The sequence below is a fragment of the Psychrobacter sp. AntiMn-1 genome, assembly GCF_001854065.1.
Lineage (GTDB): Bacteria > Pseudomonadota > Gammaproteobacteria > Pseudomonadales > Moraxellaceae > Psychrobacter > Psychrobacter pacificensis.
This window is the reverse complement of record NZ_CP012969.1, coordinates 2099637-2119210: the sequence shown is the minus strand read 5'-3', so window position 1 is coordinate 2119210 and position 19574 is coordinate 2099637. Positions and strand designations below refer to the sequence as shown.

Genomic DNA, 19574 nt, shown 5'->3' with positions numbered 1-19574 from the left:
CACCACCGGTAATCTATCACAAGTCTTATTTTATGATAAAAAAGTGCAGCAGTATTAGGCTGAATATCAAGCAAATCTGCGGCTGTTCTAGCAGTCACTTCAGCCGTAAAAAACTCTAACAGCCTTCGCTGTATTTTTTTACTTAGTTTACAATGGGTTATCTTCATAAAAGTAGTCTAGCATAGTGCTTATCTACTACAGCCCCTAAGTATTTATATTAATTGGTTTCAAGTAGCCTTCCCCAGATATAAACAGCCTTGTTAAAATAAGACTTTCTATTACCTCGTTGAATGTGGTTCCATGATGGTTTCTTAAAAACTCTTCCACTTGATCATCTGATGTTAAATAGCCACCATTCAGCATCATAAGACGGATAGCTGCAACTTCTGCTTTTCCAATAGCAGCAGGTCTCCAACTATTATCATCCTTTCTTTTGAGATGTTTTTCCTTGAGTTCTAATGATTCATATTTCCAACCTACTCTACCTTCGTGTTCTACTACTTCAGCTATCAATAAAGGCTGAATATTATCCATATAAAGTTTATCATTCCAAGGCATATCTACATTGAAATATATAGATATTTTAGACCATATTATTTCAAGTATCATTTTTGCTGGATTATATCTTGTTGAGCAGATAGCTACCCATTCGTTCTTATCCTTGATAACCGAGAAAGGTACGCTATTACTTTTTATAAGGCAAAACTGATTCGACGTAACTAGAGCAGGAATACTCGGTATTCCTAAGCCATCGCCTTCTTCCTGTATTCTTTCTTCTATTATGTCCACAAAAGTGGTACGCAATCCTTGCTCTGTTTTATACCCTTCGTAACCATGAATAATGGTTATGGGAGCTAACGACTCTTGAACCAATACATAGAATAATATGGCATCGCTTTTAGAAAGGTCATGTATATCAGAGTATTTCTTAGGTGCAGTTTTCCCCGTAATTTTTGAAAATTCTTTTGCAGCAATCCTAATATCAGGTTTATAACTTTCGTGTATAAGTCTATGTTCAAAATGTTCAGCAAACTTTGTACGTATAGAGCCAAGATGTTGAATGGCGTCTATAAAATCAGCTTTTCTCAAATTTTTCTTGACCTCAAAGATACAAAGTACCTTATCAATACTATAAACATATTGTTCAGTTAGTCCATATCTATTGCCATCTCCATACACAAGCATACAATCAACTTGTTGTGGTAGCATCTCATCTCCAGTAGAAATAAAGCCAGAAACAACGCGCAACTTCAGAAATTTTGGAATAGTGAACTCATTATCGATACCTTGTTTAGTAACCTCTTCATAGGCAGAGCCTAGAGTAGGCATATGAGGCATCTTAATACCTTGTAACTTTTCGGATTCAGCTTTTATAAACTTCTCAAGTAGCTCAGATGCTTTCTCAATCAAAGTAAATTTCCTAAATTTTTCAAAATTATATAGTCATTTATGAAATGTAATTTAGCATCTATATTAAGAACCAACAATCTATATATAGCAATAAAAGTTATATAATAGTGCAAGTTAGACTTTAAACTAAATATAAAATTTTTACTGAGCAAAATTTAATATTTCCAATAAAATATCACACAAAGAAAAGCCCCCTTCTACTTTCGCAGAAGGGGGCTTTTGGAATAGAGAGCTGACGATGACCTACTCTCACATGGGCGAACCACACTACCATTGGCGCAACGATGTTTCACTTCTGAGTTCGGGAAGGGATCAGGTGGTGCCATCGCGCTATTGTCGTCAGCAAAGGGGGTTAGATATGAGTCTGTTCGTGTGACTTTTGATAAGTACCACTTACCCTAACTGAATCAAGGTTAACGGTGATATCGAAATGTTCTGTCTGTTTCTATAGCCTGGGCTATACAAGATAGATTAATTAGACTTGATACAAACCACTTGGGTGTTGTATGGTCAAGCCAAACGAGCAATTAGTACAGGTTAGCTACACACATCACTGTGCTTCCACACCCTGCCTATCAACGTCCTAGTCTTGAACGGCTCTTTAGGGAAATCTAATCTTGAGGTGGGCTTCCCGCTTAGATGCTTTCAGCGGTTATCCCATCCGAACGTAGCTACCGGGCAATGCCATTGGCATGACAACCCGAACACCAGTGGTTCGTCCACTCTGGTCCTCTCGTACTAGGAGCAGATCCTCTCAAATTTCCAACGCCCACGGTAGATAGGGACCGAACTGTCTCACGACGTTCTAAACCCAGCTCGCGTACCTCTTTAAATGGCGAACAGCCATACCCTTAGGACCTGCTTCAGCCCTAGGATGAGATGAGCCGACATCGAGGTGCCAAACACCGCCGTCGATATGAACTCTTGGGCGGTATCAGCCTGTTATCCCCAGAGTACCTTTTATCCGTTGAGCGATGGCCCTTCCATACAGAACCACCGGATCACTAAGACCTACTTTCGTACCTGCTCGACTTGTGGGTCTCGCAGTTAAGCGCGCTTTTGCCTTTATACTCTTCGACCGATTTCCGACCGGTCTGAGCGCACCTTCGTACTCCTCCGTTACTCTTTAGGAGGAGACCGCCCCAGTCAAACTACCCACCATACATTGTCCTCGGTATTGTGATACCTGAGTTAGAACCCCAACATGACCAGGGTGGTATTTCAAGGATGGCTCCACCAAGACTGGCGTCTCAGTTTCAAAGCCTCCCACCTATCCTGCACAAGTCAGGTCAAAGTTCAATGTAAAGCTGTAGTAAAGGTTCACGGGGTCTTTCCGTCTAGCCGCGGGTACACAGCATCTTCACTGCGATTTCGATTTCACTGAGTCTCTGCTGGAGACAGCGCTGCCATCATTATGTCATTCGTGCAGGTCGGAACTTACCCGACAAGGAATTTCGCTACCTTAGGACCGTTATAGTTACGGCCGCCGTTTACTGGGGCTTCGATCAAGACCTTCGCTTACGCTAAGCCCATCAATTAACCTTCCAGCACCGGGCAGACATCACACCCTATACGTCCACTTTCGTGTTTGCAGAGTGCTGTGTTTTTAATAAACAGTTGCAGCAGCCTGGTATCTGCGACTGCCAGCAGCTCAAGGAGCAAGTCCTATCACCACCAACAGCGTACCTTCTCCCGAAGTTACGGTACCATTTTGCCTAGTTCCTTCAGCAGAGTTCTCTCAAGCGCCTTGGTATTCTCTACCTGATCACCTGTGTCGGTTTAGGGTACGATTCGTTTATAACTATTGCTTAGAAGCTTTTCCTGGAAGCATGGTATTTGCCACTTCGCTGTACATGTACAGCTTGCTATCAGATCTCGGTATAGAATAGCCCGGATTTACCTAAGCTATAAACCTACATCCTTTCACCTGGACAACCAACGCCAGGCTGACATAACCTTCTCCGTCCCTCCATCGCATTATAAACAAGTATCGGAATATTAACCGATTTCCCATCGACTACGCCTTTCGGCCTCGCCTTAGGGGTCGACTCACCCAGCCCCGATTAACGTTGGACTGGAACCCTTGATCTTCCGGCGTGGATGCTTTTCACACCCATTATCGTTACTCACGTCAGCATTCGCTCTTGTGATACCTCCAGCATGCTTTACAACACACCTTCACAGGCTTACACAACGCTCCCCTACCACTTGAAAACAAATTCAAATCCGCAGCTTCGGCTCCTAGTTTGAGCCCCGTTACATCTTCCGCGCGGGCCGACTCGACTAGTGAGCTATTACGCTTTCTTTAAAGGATGGCTGCTTCTAAGCCAACCTCCTAGCTGTCTATGCCTTCCCACCTCGTTTCCCACTTAACTAGGAATTTGGGGCCTTAGCTGGCGGTCTGGGTTGTTTCCCTCTCCACGATGGACGTTAGCACCCACCGTGTGTCTCCCGGATATCACTCATCGGTATTCGGAGTTTGCATCGGTTTGGTAAGTCGGTATGACCCCCTAGCCGAAACAGTGCTCTACCCCCAATGGTGTTCGTCCGAGGCGCTACCTAAATAGCTTTCGGGGAGAACCAGCTATCACCGAGTTTGATTAGCCTTTCACCCCTATCCACAAGTCATCCCCTGGCTTTTCAACGACAGTGGGTTCGGTCCTCCGGTGCCTGTTACGGCACTTTCAACCTGCTCATGGATAGATCACTCGGTTTCGGGTCTATACCCTGCAACTAGTCGCCCTATTAAGACTCGGTTTCCCTACGGCTCCCCTAAACGGTTAACCTTGCTACAGAATATAAGTCGCTGACCCATTATACAAAAGGTACGCGGTCACCCAACAAGTGGGCTCCCACTGCTTGTACGCACACGGTTTCAGGTTCTATTTCACTCCCCTCACAGGGGTTCTTTTCGCCTTTCCCTCACGGTACTGGTTCACTATCGGTCAGTCAGGAGTATTTAGCCTTGGAGGATGGTCCCCCCATCTTCAAACAGGATTTCTCGTGCCCCGCTCTACTTAATATGTTATCTTCAGAATTTAAAATACAGGACTATCACCTACTATGGTCAGCTTTCCCACGCTGTTCTTCTATTCTAAAGATAATCGGCTTCTCCCCGTTCGCTCGCCGCTACTTGGGGAATCTCAATTGATGTCTCTTCCTAAGGGTACTGAGATGTTTCACTTCCCCTCGTTCGCTTCTTATACAAAGTATAAGATACCTAGCTTATGCTAGGTGGGTTTCCCCATTCAGAAATCTCCGGATCACAGGATATTGCCGCCTCCCCGAAGCTTATCGCAGGCTGTCACGTCTTTCATCGCCTCTGACTGCCAAGGCATCCACCATGTGCGCTTCATTACTTGACCATACAACCCCAAGTAGTCTTTCGACTTCTATGTGTCATACAATCTAATTATGATAACGATATCACCTATGTTTATACGCTTGATTCAGTTCTCTTTACTTTTTTAATAACTCACCCCTGGGATAACAAACAATGTCGTTAAGAGGTGAGTTATTAAGGTTAAGATGGGCGCGTGAATACGCTCATCCTAACCCAGACTCATATCTATGTTTTTAAATAGTTCCTATGCTCTCGTCGAGTCATAGTTTTCTGTATAAAACAGAAAGAAGTAATCGTGTCTTTATTCAAGATGAATCACTTGTTTCTATTTGATACCTATTTTATTTAGCACGCTAAGCTTAGCTGTATGTAGTGGTGGAGCCAAACGGAGTCGAACCGTTGACCTCCTGCGTGCAAGGCAGGCGCTCTACCAACTGAGCTATGGCCCCTGAGCGAGGATACAACCGAAGCACTGCTTCGATCCGAGCGCAAGAGGAAATCCCTTAAAGGGGATTGACTTAGGGCTCTTTCACCTACATTAATAATGGTGGGTCTAAGTGGACTCGAACCACTGACCCCCGCGTTATCAACACGGTGCTCTAACCAGCTGAGCTACAGACCCTGATACGTCCTAAAACGTAAGCTTAAACTAAAGAACAACTTGTTGTGAATTCTTGCTGAGCGAATGCTGTCTATAAGGAGGTGATCCAGCCGCAGGTTCCCCTACGGCTACCTTGTTACGACTTCACCCCAGTCATCAACCACACCGTGGTGATCGCCCTCACTAAGTTAGGCTAACCACTTCTGGTGCAATCAACTCCCATGGTGTGACGGGCGGTGTGTACAAGGCCCGGGAACGTATTCACCGCGGCATTCTGATCCGCGATTACTAGCGATTCCTACTTCATGGAGTCGAGTTGCAGACTCCAATCTGGACTACGATAGGCTTTTTGAGATTCGCATCACATCGCTGTGTAGCTGCCCTCTGTACCTACCATTGTAGCACGTGTGTAGCCCTGGTCGTAAGGGCCATGATGACTTGACGTCGTCCCCGCCTTCCTCCAGTTTGTCACTGGCAGTATCCTTAGAGTTCCCACCCGAAGTGCTGGTAACTAAGGACAAGGGTTGCGCTCGTTGCGGGACTTAACCCAACATCTCACGACACGAGCTGACGACAGCCATGCAGCACCTGTATCACAATTCCCGAAGGCACTCTCGTATCTCTACAAGATTCTGTGTATGTCAAGACCAGGTAAGGTTCTTCGCGTTGCATCGAATTAAACCACATGCTCCACCGCTTGTGCGGGCCCCCGTCAATTCATTTGAGTTTTAACCTTGCGGCCGTACTCCCCAGGCGGTCTACTTATTGCGTTAGCTGCGTCACTAAGTCCTCAAGGGACCCAACGACTAGTAGACATCGTTTACGGCGTGGACTACCAGGGTATCTAATCCTGTTTGCTACCCACGCTTTCGAGCCTCAGTGTCAGTATGATGCCAGGAAGCTGCCTTCGCCATCGGTATTCCTTCAGATCTCTACGCATTTCACCGCTACACCTGAAATTCTACTTCCCTCTCACCTACTCTAGCCTAACAGTTTCAGATGCAGTTCCCAGGTTAAGCCCGGGGATTTCACATCTGACTTATCAAGCCACCTACGCTCGCTTTACGCCCAGTAATTCCGATTAACGCTTGCACCCTCTGTATTACCGCGGCTGCTGGCACAGAGTTAGCCGGTGCTTATTCTGCAGCTAATGTCATCGTCCCCGGGTATTAACCGAAGAGTCTTCTTCACTGCTTAAAGTGCTTTACAACCAAAAGGCCTTCTTCACACACGCGGCATGGCTGGATCAGGGTTGCCCCCATTGTCCAATATTCCCCACTGCTGCCTCCCGTAGGAGTCCGGGCCGTGTCTCAGTCCCGGTGTGGCTGATCATCCTCTCAGACCAGCTACAGATCGTCGCCTTGGTAGGCCTTTACCCCACCAACTAGCTAATCCGACTTAGGCTCATCTAATAGCGAGAGCAACAAGTTGCCCCCTTTCTCCCGTAGGACGTATGCGGTATTAATTCGAGTTTCCCCGAGCTATCCCCCACTACTAGGTAGATTCCTAAGTGTTACTCACCCGTCCGCCGCTCGACGCCTGGGAGCAAGCTCCCATCGTTTCCGCTCGACTTGCATGTGTTAAGCCTGCCGCCAGCGTTCAATCTGAGCCATGATCAAACTCTTCAGTTTAATCTTGCTTGAAGTCTTCACTATAAATAGTAAGACGACTTCTAATCTTGGCTCATCTAATCTAGCATTTGCTTAAAATTATGTTCGTAATGAATTAACTTTGAGTTTTTCTGCTGATTAAATGATAATTTTTATAGTTAGTATAAACTCCGAAAAGAAGTTCAAACCAACTTTATTTTTTAGCATTCTGAATCAGCAAAAATCCACACAAGTTGTTCTTTAGTTATGCTTTTAAATAGTCTCAATCACTGTCGTCCAGTCATCGATATATAGGGTATTACTAACGCTATCTGCCTTTTCCGTCTCCGGTTAAGCTATCTAGCGAGCCGACTATCTTATCATAATGATTTGAATTGTCAAGACTTTTTATAATTTGTTTCGCCAGGTTAACTGGGTTATTAATGTGTAATCTACACATCTCTCACTGCCAGTCCGTCTGATGAGGGCGTATTATAGACCCTTTATTTATTTAGTCAAGAAGTATTTTTAATTAGTTTGAAATAACTTAATCGCTTAGGCTTCCTCACCACTTCCCTTTCGACTGGGACGCATTATACGCGGGTTTGAGGCTGGGTCAAGGCTAATTGATCCTTTTTTATAATTATTTTGCCAAATAAAATGAGCAGCTATTGATTAGGAAATTATTATTAAAATGCCGACAAAGAAAAGCCCCTTGATACGTTAGTATCAAGGGGCTTTTTAGGAATAAGGAGCTGACGATGACCTACTCTCACATGGGCGAACCACACTACCATTGGCGCAACGATGTTTCACTTCTGAGTTCGGGAAGGGATCAGGTGGTGCCATCGCGCTATTGTCGTCAGCAAAGGGGGTTAGATATGAGTCTGTTCGTGTGACTTTTGATAAGTACCACTTACCCTAACTGAATCAAGGTTAACGGTGATATCGAAATGTTCTGTCTGTTTCTATAGCCTGGGCTATACAAGATAGATTAATTAGACTTGATACAAACCACTTGGGTGTTGTATGGTCAAGCCAAACGAGCAATTAGTACAGGTTAGCTACACACATCACTGTGCTTCCACACCCTGCCTATCAACGTCCTAGTCTTGAACGGCTCTTTAGGGAAATCTAATCTTGAGGTGGGCTTCCCGCTTAGATGCTTTCAGCGGTTATCCCATCCGAACGTAGCTACCGGGCAATGCCATTGGCATGACAACCCGAACACCAGTGGTTCGTCCACTCTGGTCCTCTCGTACTAGGAGCAGATCCTCTCAAATTTCCAACGCCCACGGTAGATAGGGACCGAACTGTCTCACGACGTTCTAAACCCAGCTCGCGTACCTCTTTAAATGGCGAACAGCCATACCCTTAGGACCTGCTTCAGCCCTAGGATGAGATGAGCCGACATCGAGGTGCCAAACACCGCCGTCGATATGAACTCTTGGGCGGTATCAGCCTGTTATCCCCAGAGTACCTTTTATCCGTTGAGCGATGGCCCTTCCATACAGAACCACCGGATCACTAAGACCTACTTTCGTACCTGCTCGACTTGTGGGTCTCGCAGTTAAGCGCGCTTTTGCCTTTATACTCTTCGACCGATTTCCGACCGGTCTGAGCGCACCTTCGTACTCCTCCGTTACTCTTTAGGAGGAGACCGCCCCAGTCAAACTACCCACCATACATTGTCCTCGGTATTGTGATACCTGAGTTAGAACCCCAACATGACCAGGGTGGTATTTCAAGGATGGCTCCACCAAGACTGGCGTCTCAGTTTCAAAGCCTCCCACCTATCCTGCACAAGTCAGGTCAAAGTTCAATGTAAAGCTGTAGTAAAGGTTCACGGGGTCTTTCCGTCTAGCCGCGGGTACACAGCATCTTCACTGCGATTTCGATTTCACTGAGTCTCTGCTGGAGACAGCGCTGCCATCATTATGTCATTCGTGCAGGTCGGAACTTACCCGACAAGGAATTTCGCTACCTTAGGACCGTTATAGTTACGGCCGCCGTTTACTGGGGCTTCGATCAAGACCTTCGCTTACGCTAAGCCCATCAATTAACCTTCCAGCACCGGGCAGACATCACACCCTATACGTCCACTTTCGTGTTTGCAGAGTGCTGTGTTTTTAATAAACAGTTGCAGCAGCCTGGTATCTGCGACTGCCAGCAGCTCAAGGAGCAAGTCCTATCACCACCAACAGCGTACCTTCTCCCGAAGTTACGGTACCATTTTGCCTAGTTCCTTCAGCAGAGTTCTCTCAAGCGCCTTGGTATTCTCTACCTGATCACCTGTGTCGGTTTAGGGTACGATTCGTTTATAACTATTGCTTAGAAGCTTTTCCTGGAAGCATGGTATTTGCCACTTCGCTGTACATGTACAGCTTGCTATCAGATCTCGGTATAGAATAGCCCGGATTTACCTAAGCTATAAACCTACATCCTTTCACCTGGACAACCAACGCCAGGCTGACATAACCTTCTCCGTCCCTCCATCGCATTATAAACAAGTATCGGAATATTAACCGATTTCCCATCGACTACGCCTTTCGGCCTCGCCTTAGGGGTCGACTCACCCAGCCCCGATTAACGTTGGACTGGAACCCTTGATCTTCCGGCGTGGATGCTTTTCACACCCATTATCGTTACTCACGTCAGCATTCGCTCTTGTGATACCTCCAGCATGCTTTACAACACACCTTCACAGGCTTACACAACGCTCCCCTACCACTTGAAAACAAATTCAAATCCGCAGCTTCGGCTCCTAGTTTGAGCCCCGTTACATCTTCCGCGCGGGCCGACTCGACTAGTGAGCTATTACGCTTTCTTTAAAGGATGGCTGCTTCTAAGCCAACCTCCTAGCTGTCTATGCCTTCCCACCTCGTTTCCCACTTAACTAGGAATTTGGGGCCTTAGCTGGCGGTCTGGGTTGTTTCCCTCTCCACGATGGACGTTAGCACCCACCGTGTGTCTCCCGGATATCACTCATCGGTATTCGGAGTTTGCATCGGTTTGGTAAGTCGGTATGACCCCCTAGCCGAAACAGTGCTCTACCCCCAATGGTGTTCGTCCGAGGCGCTACCTAAATAGCTTTCGGGGAGAACCAGCTATCACCGAGTTTGATTAGCCTTTCACCCCTATCCACAAGTCATCCCCTGGCTTTTCAACGACAGTGGGTTCGGTCCTCCGGTGCCTGTTACGGCACTTTCAACCTGCTCATGGATAGATCACTCGGTTTCGGGTCTATACCCTGCAACTAATCGCCCTATTAAGACTCGGTTTCCCTACGGCTCCCCTAAACGGTTAACCTTGCTACAGAATATAAGTCGCTGACCCATTATACAAAAGGTACGCGGTCACCCTAATAAATTAAGGCTCCCACTGCTTGTACGCACACGGTTTCAGGTTCTATTTCACTCCCCTCACAGGGGTTCTTTTCGCCTTTCCCTCACGGTACTGGTTCACTATCGGTCAGTCAGGAGTATTTAGCCTTGGAGGATGGTCCCCCCATCTTCAAACAGGATTTCTCGTGCCCCGCTCTACTTAATATGTTAGTGCTAATGTTTCGAATACAGGACTATCACCTACTACGGTCAGCTTTCCCACGCTGTTCTTCTACATTAGTACTAATCGGCTTCTCCCCGTTCGCTCGCCGCTACTAGGGGAATCTCAATTGATGTCTATTCCTAAGGGTACTGAGATGTTTCACTTCCCCTCGTTCGCTTCTTATATAAATATAAGATACCTAGCTTATGCTAGGTGGGTTTCCCCATTCAGAAATCTCCGGATCACAGGATATTGCCGCCTCCCCGAAGCTTATCGCAGGCTGTCACGTCTTTCATCGCCTCTGACTGCCAAGGCATCCACCATGTGCGCTTCATTACTTGACCATACAACCCCAAGTAGTCTTTCGACTTCTAAGTGTCATACAATCTAATTATGATAACGATATCACCTATGTTTACGCTTGATTCAGTTCTCTTTACTTTTTTAATAACTCACCCCTGGGATAACAAACAATGTCGTTAAGAGGTGAGTTATTAAGGTTAAGATGGGCGCGTGAATACGCTCATCCTAACCCAGACTCATATCTATGTTTTTAAATAGTTCCTATGCTCTCGTCGAGTCATAAGTTTCTGTATAAAACAGAAAGAAGTAATCGTGTCTTTATTCAAGATGAATCACTTGTTTCTATTTGATACCTATTTTATTTAGCACGCTAAGCTTAGCCGTATGTAGTGGTGGAGCCAAACGGAGTCGAACCGTTGACCTCCTGCGTGCAAGGCAGGCGCTCTACCAACTGAGCTATGGCCCCTGAGCGAGGATACAATCGAAGCACTGCTTCGATCCGAGCACAAGAGGAAATCCCTTAAAGGGGATTGACTTAGGGCTCTTTCACCTACATTAATAATGGTGGGTCTAAGTGGACTCGAACCACTGACCCCCGCGTTATCAACACGGTGCTCTAACCAGCTGAGCTACAGACCCTGATACGTCCTAAAACGTAAGCTTAAACTAAAGAACAACTTGTTGTGAATTCTTGCTGAGCGAATGCTGTCTATAAGGAGGTGATCCAGCCGCAGGTTCCCCTACGGCTACCTTGTTACGACTTCACCCCAGTCATCAACCACACCGTGGTGATCGCCCTCACTAAGTTAGGCTAACCACTTCTGGTGCAATCAACTCCCATGGTGTGACGGGCGGTGTGTACAAGGCCCGGGAACGTATTCACCGCGGCATTCTGATCCGCGATTACTAGCGATTCCTACTTCATGGAGTCGAGTTGCAGACTCCAATCTGGACTACGATAGGCTTTTTGAGATTCGCATCACATCGCTGTGTAGCTGCCCTCTGTACCTACCATTGTAGCACGTGTGTAGCCCTGGTCGTAAGGGCCATGATGACTTGACGTCGTCCCCGCCTTCCTCCAGTTTGTCACTGGCAGTATCCTTAGAGTTCCCACCCGAAGTGCTGGTAACTAAGGACAAGGGTTGCGCTCGTTGCGGGACTTAACCCAACATCTCACGACACGAGCTGACGACAGCCATGCAGCACCTGTATCACAATTCCCGAAGGCACTCTCGTATCTCTACAAGATTCTGTGTATGTCAAGACCAGGTAAGGTTCTTCGCGTTGCATCGAATTAAACCACATGCTCCACCGCTTGTGCGGGCCCCCGTCAATTCATTTGAGTTTTAACCTTGCGGCCGTACTCCCCAGGCGGTCTACTTATTGCGTTAGCTGCGTCACTAAGTCCTCAAGGGACCCAACGACTAGTAGACATCGTTTACGGCGTGGACTACCAGGGTATCTAATCCTGTTTGCTACCCACGCTTTCGAACCTCAGTGTCAATATGATGCCAGAAGGCTGCCTTCGCCATCGGTATTCCTCCAGATCTCTACGCATTTCACCGCTACACCTGGAATTCTACCTTCCTCTCACCTATTCTAGCCTAACAGTTTCAGATGCAGTTCCCAGGTTAAGCCCGGGGATTTCACATCTGACTTATCAAGCCACCTACGCTCGCTTTACGCCCAGTAATTCCGATTAACGCTTGCACCCTCTGTATTACCGCGGCTGCTGGCACAGAGTTAGCCGGTGCTTATTCTGCAGCTAATGTCATCGTCCCCGGGTATTAACCGAAGAGTCTTCTTCACTGCTTAAAGTGCTTTACAACCAAAAGGCCTTCTTCACACACGCGGCATGGCTGGATCAGGGTTGCCCCCATTGTCCAATATTCCCCACTGCTGCCTCCCGTAGGAGTCCGGGCCGTGTCTCAGTCCCGGTGTGGCTGATCATCCTCTCAGACCAGCTACAGATCGTCGCCTTGGTAGGCCTTTACCCCACCAACTAGCTAATCCGACTTAGGCTCATCTAATAGCGAGAGCAACAAGTTGCCCCCTTTCTCCCGTAGGACGTATGCGGTATTAATTCGAGTTTCCCCGAGCTATCCCCCACTACTAGGTAGATTCCTAAGTGTTACTCACCCGTCCGCCGCTCGACGCCTGGGAGCAAGCTCCCATCGTTTCCGCTCGACTTGCATGTGTTAAGCCTGCCGCCAGCGTTCAATCTGAGCCATGATCAAACTCTTCAGTTTAATCTTGCTTGAAGTCTTCACTATAAATAGTAAGACGACTTCTAATCTTGGCTCATCTAATCTAGCATTTGCTTAAAATTATGTTCGTAATGAATTAACTTTGAGTTTTTCTGCTGATTAAATGATAATTTTTATAGTTAGTATAAACTCCGAAAAGAAGTTCAAACCAACTTTATTTTTTAGCATTCTGAATCAGCAAAAATCCACACAAGTTGTTCTTTAGTTATGCTTTTAAATAGTCTCAATCACTGTCGTCCAGTCATCGATATATAGGGTATTACTAACGCTATCTGCCTTTTCCGTCTCCGGTTAAGCTATCTAGCGAGCCGACTATCTTATCATAATGATTTGAATTGTCAAGACTTTTTATAATTTGTTTCGCCAGGTTAACTGGGTTATTAATGTGTAATCTACACATCTCTCACTGCCAGTCCGTCTGATGAGGGCGTATTATAGACCCTTTATTTATTTAGTCAAGAAGTATTTTTAATTAGTTTGAAATAACTTAATCGCTTAGGCTTCCTCACCACTTCCCTTTCGACTGGGACGCATTATACGCGGGTTTGAGGCTGGGTCAAGGCTAATTGATCCTTTTTTATAATTATTTTGCCAAATAAAATGAGCAGCTATTGATTAGGAAATTATTATTAAAATGCCGACAAAGAAAAGCCCCTTGATACGTTAGTATCAAGGGGCTTTTTAGGAATAAGGAGCTGACGATGACCTACTCTCACATGGGCGAACCACACTACCATTGGCGCAACGATGTTTCACTTCTGAGTTCGGGAAGGGATCAGGTGGTGCCATCGCGCTATTGTCGTCAGCAAAGGGGGTTAGATATGAGTCTGTTCGTGTGACTTTTGATAAGTACCACTTACCCTAACTGAATCAAGGTTAACGGTGATATCGAAATGTTCTGTCTGTTTCTATAGCCTGGGCTATACAAGATAGATTAATTAGACTTGATACAAACCACTTGGGTGTTGTATGGTCAAGCCAAACGAGCAATTAGTACAGGTTAGCTACACACATCACTGTGCTTCCACACCCTGCCTATCAACGTCCTAGTCTTGAACGGCTCTTTAGGGAAATCTAATCTTGAGGTGGGCTTCCCGCTTAGATGCTTTCAGCGGTTATCCCATCCGAACGTAGCTACCGGGCAATGCCATTGGCATGACAACCCGAACACCAGTGGTTCGTCCACTCTGGTCCTCTCGTACTAGGAGCAGATCCTCTCAAATTTCCAACGCCCACGGTAGATAGGGACCGAACTGTCTCACGACGTTCTAAACCCAGCTCGCGTACCTCTTTAAATGGCGAACAGCCATACCCTTAGGACCTGCTTCAGCCCTAGGATGAGATGAGCCGACATCGAGGTGCCAAACACCGCCGTCGATATGAACTCTTGGGCGGTATCAGCCTGTTATCCCCAGAGTACCTTTTATCCGTTGAGCGATGGCCCTTCCATACAGAACCACCGGATCACTAAGACCTACTTTCGTACCTGCTCGACTTGTGGGTCTCGCAGTTAAGCGCGCTTTTGCCTTTATACTCTTCGACCGATTTCCGACCGGTCTGAGCGCACCTTCGTACTCCTCCGTTACTCTTTAGGAGGAGACCGCCCCAGTCAAACTACCCACCATACATTGTCCTCGGTATTGTGATACCTGAGTTAGAACCCCAACATGACCAGGGTGGTATTTCAAGGATGGCTCCACCAAGACTGGCGTCTCAGTTTCAAAGCCTCCCACCTATCCTGCACAAGTCAGGTCAAAGTTCAATGTAAAGCTGTAGTAAAGGTTCACGGGGTCTTTCCGTCTAGCCGCGGGTACACAGCATCTTCACTGCGATTTCGATTTCACTGAGTCTCTGCTGGAGACAGCGCTGCCATCATTATGTCATTCGTGCAGGTCGGAACTTACCCGACAAGGAATTTCGCTACCTTAGGACCGTTATAGTTACGGCCGCCGTTTACTGGGGCTTCGATCAAGACCTTCGCTTACGCTAAGCCCATCAATTAACCTTCCAGCACCGGGCAGACATCACACCCTATACGTCCACTTTCGTGTTTGCAGAGTGCTGTGTTTTTAATAAACAGTTGCAGCAGCCTGGTATCTGCGACTGCCAGCAGCTCAAGGAGCAAGTCCTATCACCACCAACAGCGTACCTTCTCCCGAAGTTACGGTACCATTTTGCCTAGTTCCTTCAGCAGAGTTCTCTCAAGCGCCTTGGTATTCTCTACCTGATCACCTGTGTCGGTTTAGGGTACGATTCGTTTATAACTATTGCTTAGAAGCTTTTCCTGGAAGCATGGTATTTGCCACTTCGCTGTACAAGTACAGCTTGCTATCAGATCTCGGTATAGAATAGCCCGGATTTACCTAAGCTATAAACCTACATCCTTTCACCTGGACAACCAACGCCAGGCTGACATAACCTTCTCCGTCCCTCCATCGCATTATAAACAAGTATCGGAATATTAACCGATTTCCCATCGACTACGCCTTTCGGCCTCGCCTTAGGGGTCGACTCACCCAGCCCCGATTAACGTTGGACTGGAACCCTTGATCTTCCGGCGTGCGAGCTTTTCACTCGCATTATCGTTACTCACGTCAGCATTCGCTCTTGTGATACCTCCAGCATGCTTTACAACACACCTTCACAGGCTTACACAACGCTCCCCTACCACTTGAAAACAAATTCAAATCCGCAGCTTCGGCTCCTAGTTTGAGCCCCGTTACATCTTCCGCGCGGGCCGACTCGACTAGTGAGCTATTACGCTTTCTTTAAAGGATGGCTGCTTCTAAGCCAACCTCCTAGCTGTCTATGCCTTCCCACCTCGTTTCCCACTTAACTAGGAATTTGGGGCCTTAGCTGGCGGTCTGGGTTGTTTCCCTCTCCACGATGGACGTTAGCACCCACCGTGTGTCTCCCGGATATCACTCATCGGTATTCGGAGTTTGCATCGGTTTGGTAAGTCGGTATGACCCCCTAGCCGAAACAGTGCTCTACCCCCAATGGTGTTCGTCCGAGGCGCTACCTAAATAGCTTTCGGGGAGAACCAGCTATCACCGAGTTTGATTAGCCTTTCACCCCTATCCACAAGTCATCCCCTGGCTTTTCAACGACAGTGGGTTCGGTCCTCCGGTGCCTGTTACGGCACTTTCAACCTGCTCATGGATAGATCACTCGGTTTCGGGTCTATACCCTGCAACTAGTCGCCCTATTAAGACTCGGTTTCCCTACGGCTCCCCTAAACGGTTAACCTTGCTACAGAATATAAGTCGCTGACCCATTATACAAAAGGTACGCGGTCACCCAACAAGTGGGCTCCCACTGCTTGTACGCACACGGTTTCAGGTTCTATTTCACTCCCCTCACAGGGGTTCTTTTCGCCTTTCCCTCACGGTACTGGTTCACTATCGGTCAGTCAGGAGTATTTAGCCTTGGAGGATGGTCCCCCCATCTTCAAACAGGATTTCTCGTGCCCCGCTCTACTTAATATGTTAACGCTAATGTTTCGAATACAGGACTATCACCTACTATGGTCAGCTTTCCCACGCTGTTCTTCTACATTAGCATTAATCGGCTTCTCCCCGTTCGCTCGCCGCTACTAGGGGAATCTCAATTGATGTCTTTTCCTAAGGGTACTGAGATGTTTCACTTCCCCTCGTTCGCTTCCTAATAAATTAGGATACCTACCTTATGGTAAGTGGGTTTCCCCATTCAGAAATCTCCGGATCACAGGATATTGCCGCCTCCCCGAAGCTTATCGCAGGCTGTCACGTCTTTCATCGCCTCTGACTGCCAAGGCATCCACCATGTGCGCTTCATTACTTGACCCTACAACCCCAAGTAGTCTTTCGACTTCTATGTGTCATACAATCTAATTATGATAACGATATCACCTATGTTTATACGCTTGATTCAGTTCTCTTTACTTTTTTAATAACTCACCCCTGGGATAACAAACAATGTCGTTAAGAGGTGAGTTATTAAGGTTAAGATGGGCGCGTGAATACGCTCATCCTAACCCAGACTCATATCTATGTTTTTAAATAGTTCCTATGCTCTCGTCGAGTCATAGTTTTCTGTATAAAACAGAAAGAAGTAATCGTGTGCAAATCACTTGTTTCTATTTGATACCTATTTTATTTAGCACGCTAAGCTTAGCTGTATGTAGTGGTGGAGCCAAACGGAGTCGAACCGTTGACCTCCTGCGTGCAAGGCAGGCGCTCTACCAACTGAGCTATGGCCCCTGAGCGAGGATACAATCGAAGCACTGCTTCGATCCGAGCGCAAGAGGAAATCCCTTAAAGCGGATTTACTTAGGGCTCTTTCACCTACATTAATAATGGTGGGTCTAAGTGGACTCGAACCACTGACCCCCGCGTTATCAACACGGTGCTCTAACCAGCTGAGCTACAGACCCTAATACGTCCTAAAACGTAAGCTTAAACTAAAGAACAACTTGTTGTGAATTCTTGCTGAGCGAATGCTGTCTATAAGGAGGTGATCCAGCCGCAGGTTCCCCTACGGCTACCTTGTTACGACTTCACCCCAGTCATCAACCACACCGTGGTGATCGCCCTCACTAAGTTAGGCTAACCACTTCTGGTGCAATCAACTCCCATGGTGTGACGGGCGGTGTGTACAAGGCCCGGGAACGTATTCACCGCGGCATTCTGATCCGCGATTACTAGCGATTCCTACTTCATGGAGTCGAGTTGCAGACTCCAATCTGGACTACGATAGGCTTTTTGAGATTCGCATCACATCGCTGTGTAGCTGCCCTCTGTACCTACCATTGTAGCACGTGTGTAGCCCTGGTCGTAAGGGCCATGATGACTTGACGTCGTCCCCGCCTTCCTCCAGTTTGTCACTGGCAGTATCCTTAGAGTTCCCACCCGAAGTGCTGGTAACTAAGGACAAGGGTTGCGCTCGTTGCGGGACTTAACCCAACATCTCACGACACGAGCTGACGACAGCCATGCAGCACCTGTATCACAATTCCCGAAGGCACTCTCGTATCTCTACAAGATTCTGTGTATGTCAAGACCAGGTAAGGTTCTTCGCGTTGCATCGAATTAAACCACATGCTCCACCGCTTGTGCGGGCCCCCGTCAATTCATTTGAGTTTTAACCTTGCGGCCGTACTCCCCAGGCGGTCTACTTATTGCGTTAGCTGCGTCACTAAGTCCTCAAGGGACCCAACGACTAGTAGACATCGTTTACGGCGTGGACTACCAGGGTATCTAATCCTGTTTGCTACCCACGCTTTCGAGCCTCAGTGTCAGTATGATGCCAGGAAGCTGCCTTCGCCATCGGTATTCCTTCAGATCTCTACGCATTTCACCGCTACACCTGAAATTCTACTTCCCTCTCACCTACTCTAGCCTAACAGTTTCAGATGCAGTTCCCAGGTTAAGCCCGGGGATTTCACATCTGACTTATCAAGCCACCTACGCTCGCTTTACGCCCAGTAATTCCGATTAACGCTTGCACCCTCTGTATTACCGCGGCTGCTGGCACAGAGTTAGCCGGTGCTTATTCTGCAGCTAATGTCATCGTCCCCGGGTATTAACCGAAGAGTCTTCTTCACTGCTTAAAGTGCTTTACAACCAAAAGGCCTTCTTCACACACGCGGCATGGCTGGATCAGGGTTCCCCCCATTGTCCAATATTCCCCACTGCTGCCTCCCGTAGGAGTCCGGGCCGTGTCTCAGTCCCGGTGTGGCTGATCATCCTCTCAGACCAGCTACAGATCGTCGCCTTGGTAGGCCTTTACCCCACCAACTAGCTAATCCGACTTAGGCTCATCTAATAGCGAGAGCAACAAGTTGCCCCCTTTCTCCCGTAGGACGTATGCGGTATTAATTCGAGTTTCCCCGAGCTATCCCCCACTACTAGGTAGATTCCTAAGTATTACTCACCCGTCCGCCGCTCGACGCCTGATAGCAAGCTATCATCGTTTCCGCTCGACTTGCATGTGTTAAGCCTGCCGCCAGCGTTCAATCTGAGCCATGATCAAACTCTTCAGTTTAATCTATCTGAAGCCTTTACCTATAAATAGGAAGACGACTTCTAATCTTGGCTCATTTAATCTGGCAAAATCGCTCGTAATTATGTTCGTAATGAATTAACTTTGAGTTTTTCTGCTGTCTTAAATGATAATTTTTATAGTTGGTGTTCTACCGAAAAGATAGTCGACCAACTTTATTTTTTAGCATTCTGAATCAGCAAAAATCCACACAAGTTGTTCTTTAGTTATGCTTTTAAATAGTTTCAATCACTGTCGTCCAGTCATCGATATATAGGGTATTACTTACGCTTTTCGCCTTCCCTGTTGCCAGTTAAGCTATCTAGCGAGCCGACTATCTTATCATATTGATTTGAATTGTCAAGCTTTATTTTAATTTATTTCAACAGGTTAACTGCGTTATTAATGTGTAATCTACACTTCTCTCACTGCCAGTTCGTCTGATGAGGGCGTATTATAGAGGGTTTAATTTTTGTGTCAACCTGTTTTGTTGA

Annotated in this window: 1 protein-coding gene, 6 tRNA genes, 9 rRNA genes and 1 pseudogene; all 17 read right to left on the bottom strand. The window is 46.9% G+C overall.

What is annotated here, in order from left to right; translation table 11 throughout:
- Positions 1–8 precede the first annotated feature (8 nt).
- Positions 9–167 (bottom strand): annotated as a pseudogene (locus AOT82_RS08990) (IS1595 family transposase); the annotation flags it as partial.
- Positions 168–204: 37 nt separating this feature from the next.
- Positions 205–1410, bottom strand: a complete 1206-nt coding sequence (locus AOT82_RS08985) for a DUF6602 domain-containing protein (protein ID WP_071002715.1) — start codon at positions 1408–1410, stop codon at positions 205–207.
- A 230-nt stretch (positions 1411–1640) separates the two neighbouring features.
- Positions 1641–1754: ribosomal RNA gene (gene rrf / locus AOT82_RS08980) — 5S ribosomal RNA — on the bottom strand.
- A gap of 162 nt (positions 1755–1916) precedes the next feature.
- Positions 1917–4775: ribosomal RNA gene (locus tag AOT82_RS08975) — 23S ribosomal RNA — on the bottom strand.
- A 351-nt stretch (positions 4776–5126) separates the two neighbouring features.
- A tRNA-Ala gene (locus AOT82_RS08970) sits at positions 5127–5202 on the bottom strand.
- A gap of 96 nt (positions 5203–5298) precedes the next feature.
- Positions 5299–5375, bottom strand: a tRNA-Ile gene (locus AOT82_RS08965).
- A 73-nt stretch (positions 5376–5448) separates the two neighbouring features.
- Positions 5449–6985 (bottom strand): 16S ribosomal RNA (locus AOT82_RS08960).
- A gap of 711 nt (positions 6986–7696) precedes the next feature.
- Positions 7697–7810, bottom strand: a 5S ribosomal RNA gene (gene rrf, locus AOT82_RS08955).
- Between the two features lie 162 nt (positions 7811–7972).
- Positions 7973–10833: ribosomal RNA gene (locus AOT82_RS08950) — 23S ribosomal RNA — on the bottom strand.
- A 349-nt stretch (positions 10834–11182) separates the two neighbouring features.
- Positions 11183–11258 (bottom strand) — tRNA-Ala (locus AOT82_RS08945).
- 96 nt (positions 11259–11354) lie between these two features.
- Positions 11355–11431: transfer RNA gene (locus tag AOT82_RS08940), tRNA-Ile, on the bottom strand.
- Positions 11432–11504: 73 nt separating this feature from the next.
- A 16S ribosomal RNA gene (locus AOT82_RS08935) occupies positions 11505–13041 on the bottom strand.
- Positions 13042–13752: 711 nt separating this feature from the next.
- Positions 13753–13866, bottom strand: a 5S ribosomal RNA gene (gene rrf / locus AOT82_RS08930).
- 162 nt (positions 13867–14028) lie between these two features.
- A 23S ribosomal RNA gene (locus AOT82_RS08925) occupies positions 14029–16884 on the bottom strand.
- Positions 16885–17224: 340 nt separating this feature from the next.
- Positions 17225–17300: transfer RNA gene (locus tag AOT82_RS08920), tRNA-Ala, on the bottom strand.
- A 96-nt stretch (positions 17301–17396) separates the two neighbouring features.
- Positions 17397–17473 (bottom strand) — tRNA-Ile (locus AOT82_RS08915).
- 73 nt (positions 17474–17546) lie between these two features.
- Positions 17547–19083, bottom strand: a 16S ribosomal RNA gene (locus AOT82_RS08910).
- The 16S, 23S and 5S rRNA genes sit together here with 6 tRNA genes alongside, the layout of an rRNA operon.
- Between the last annotated feature and the right edge of the window lie 491 nt (positions 19084–19574).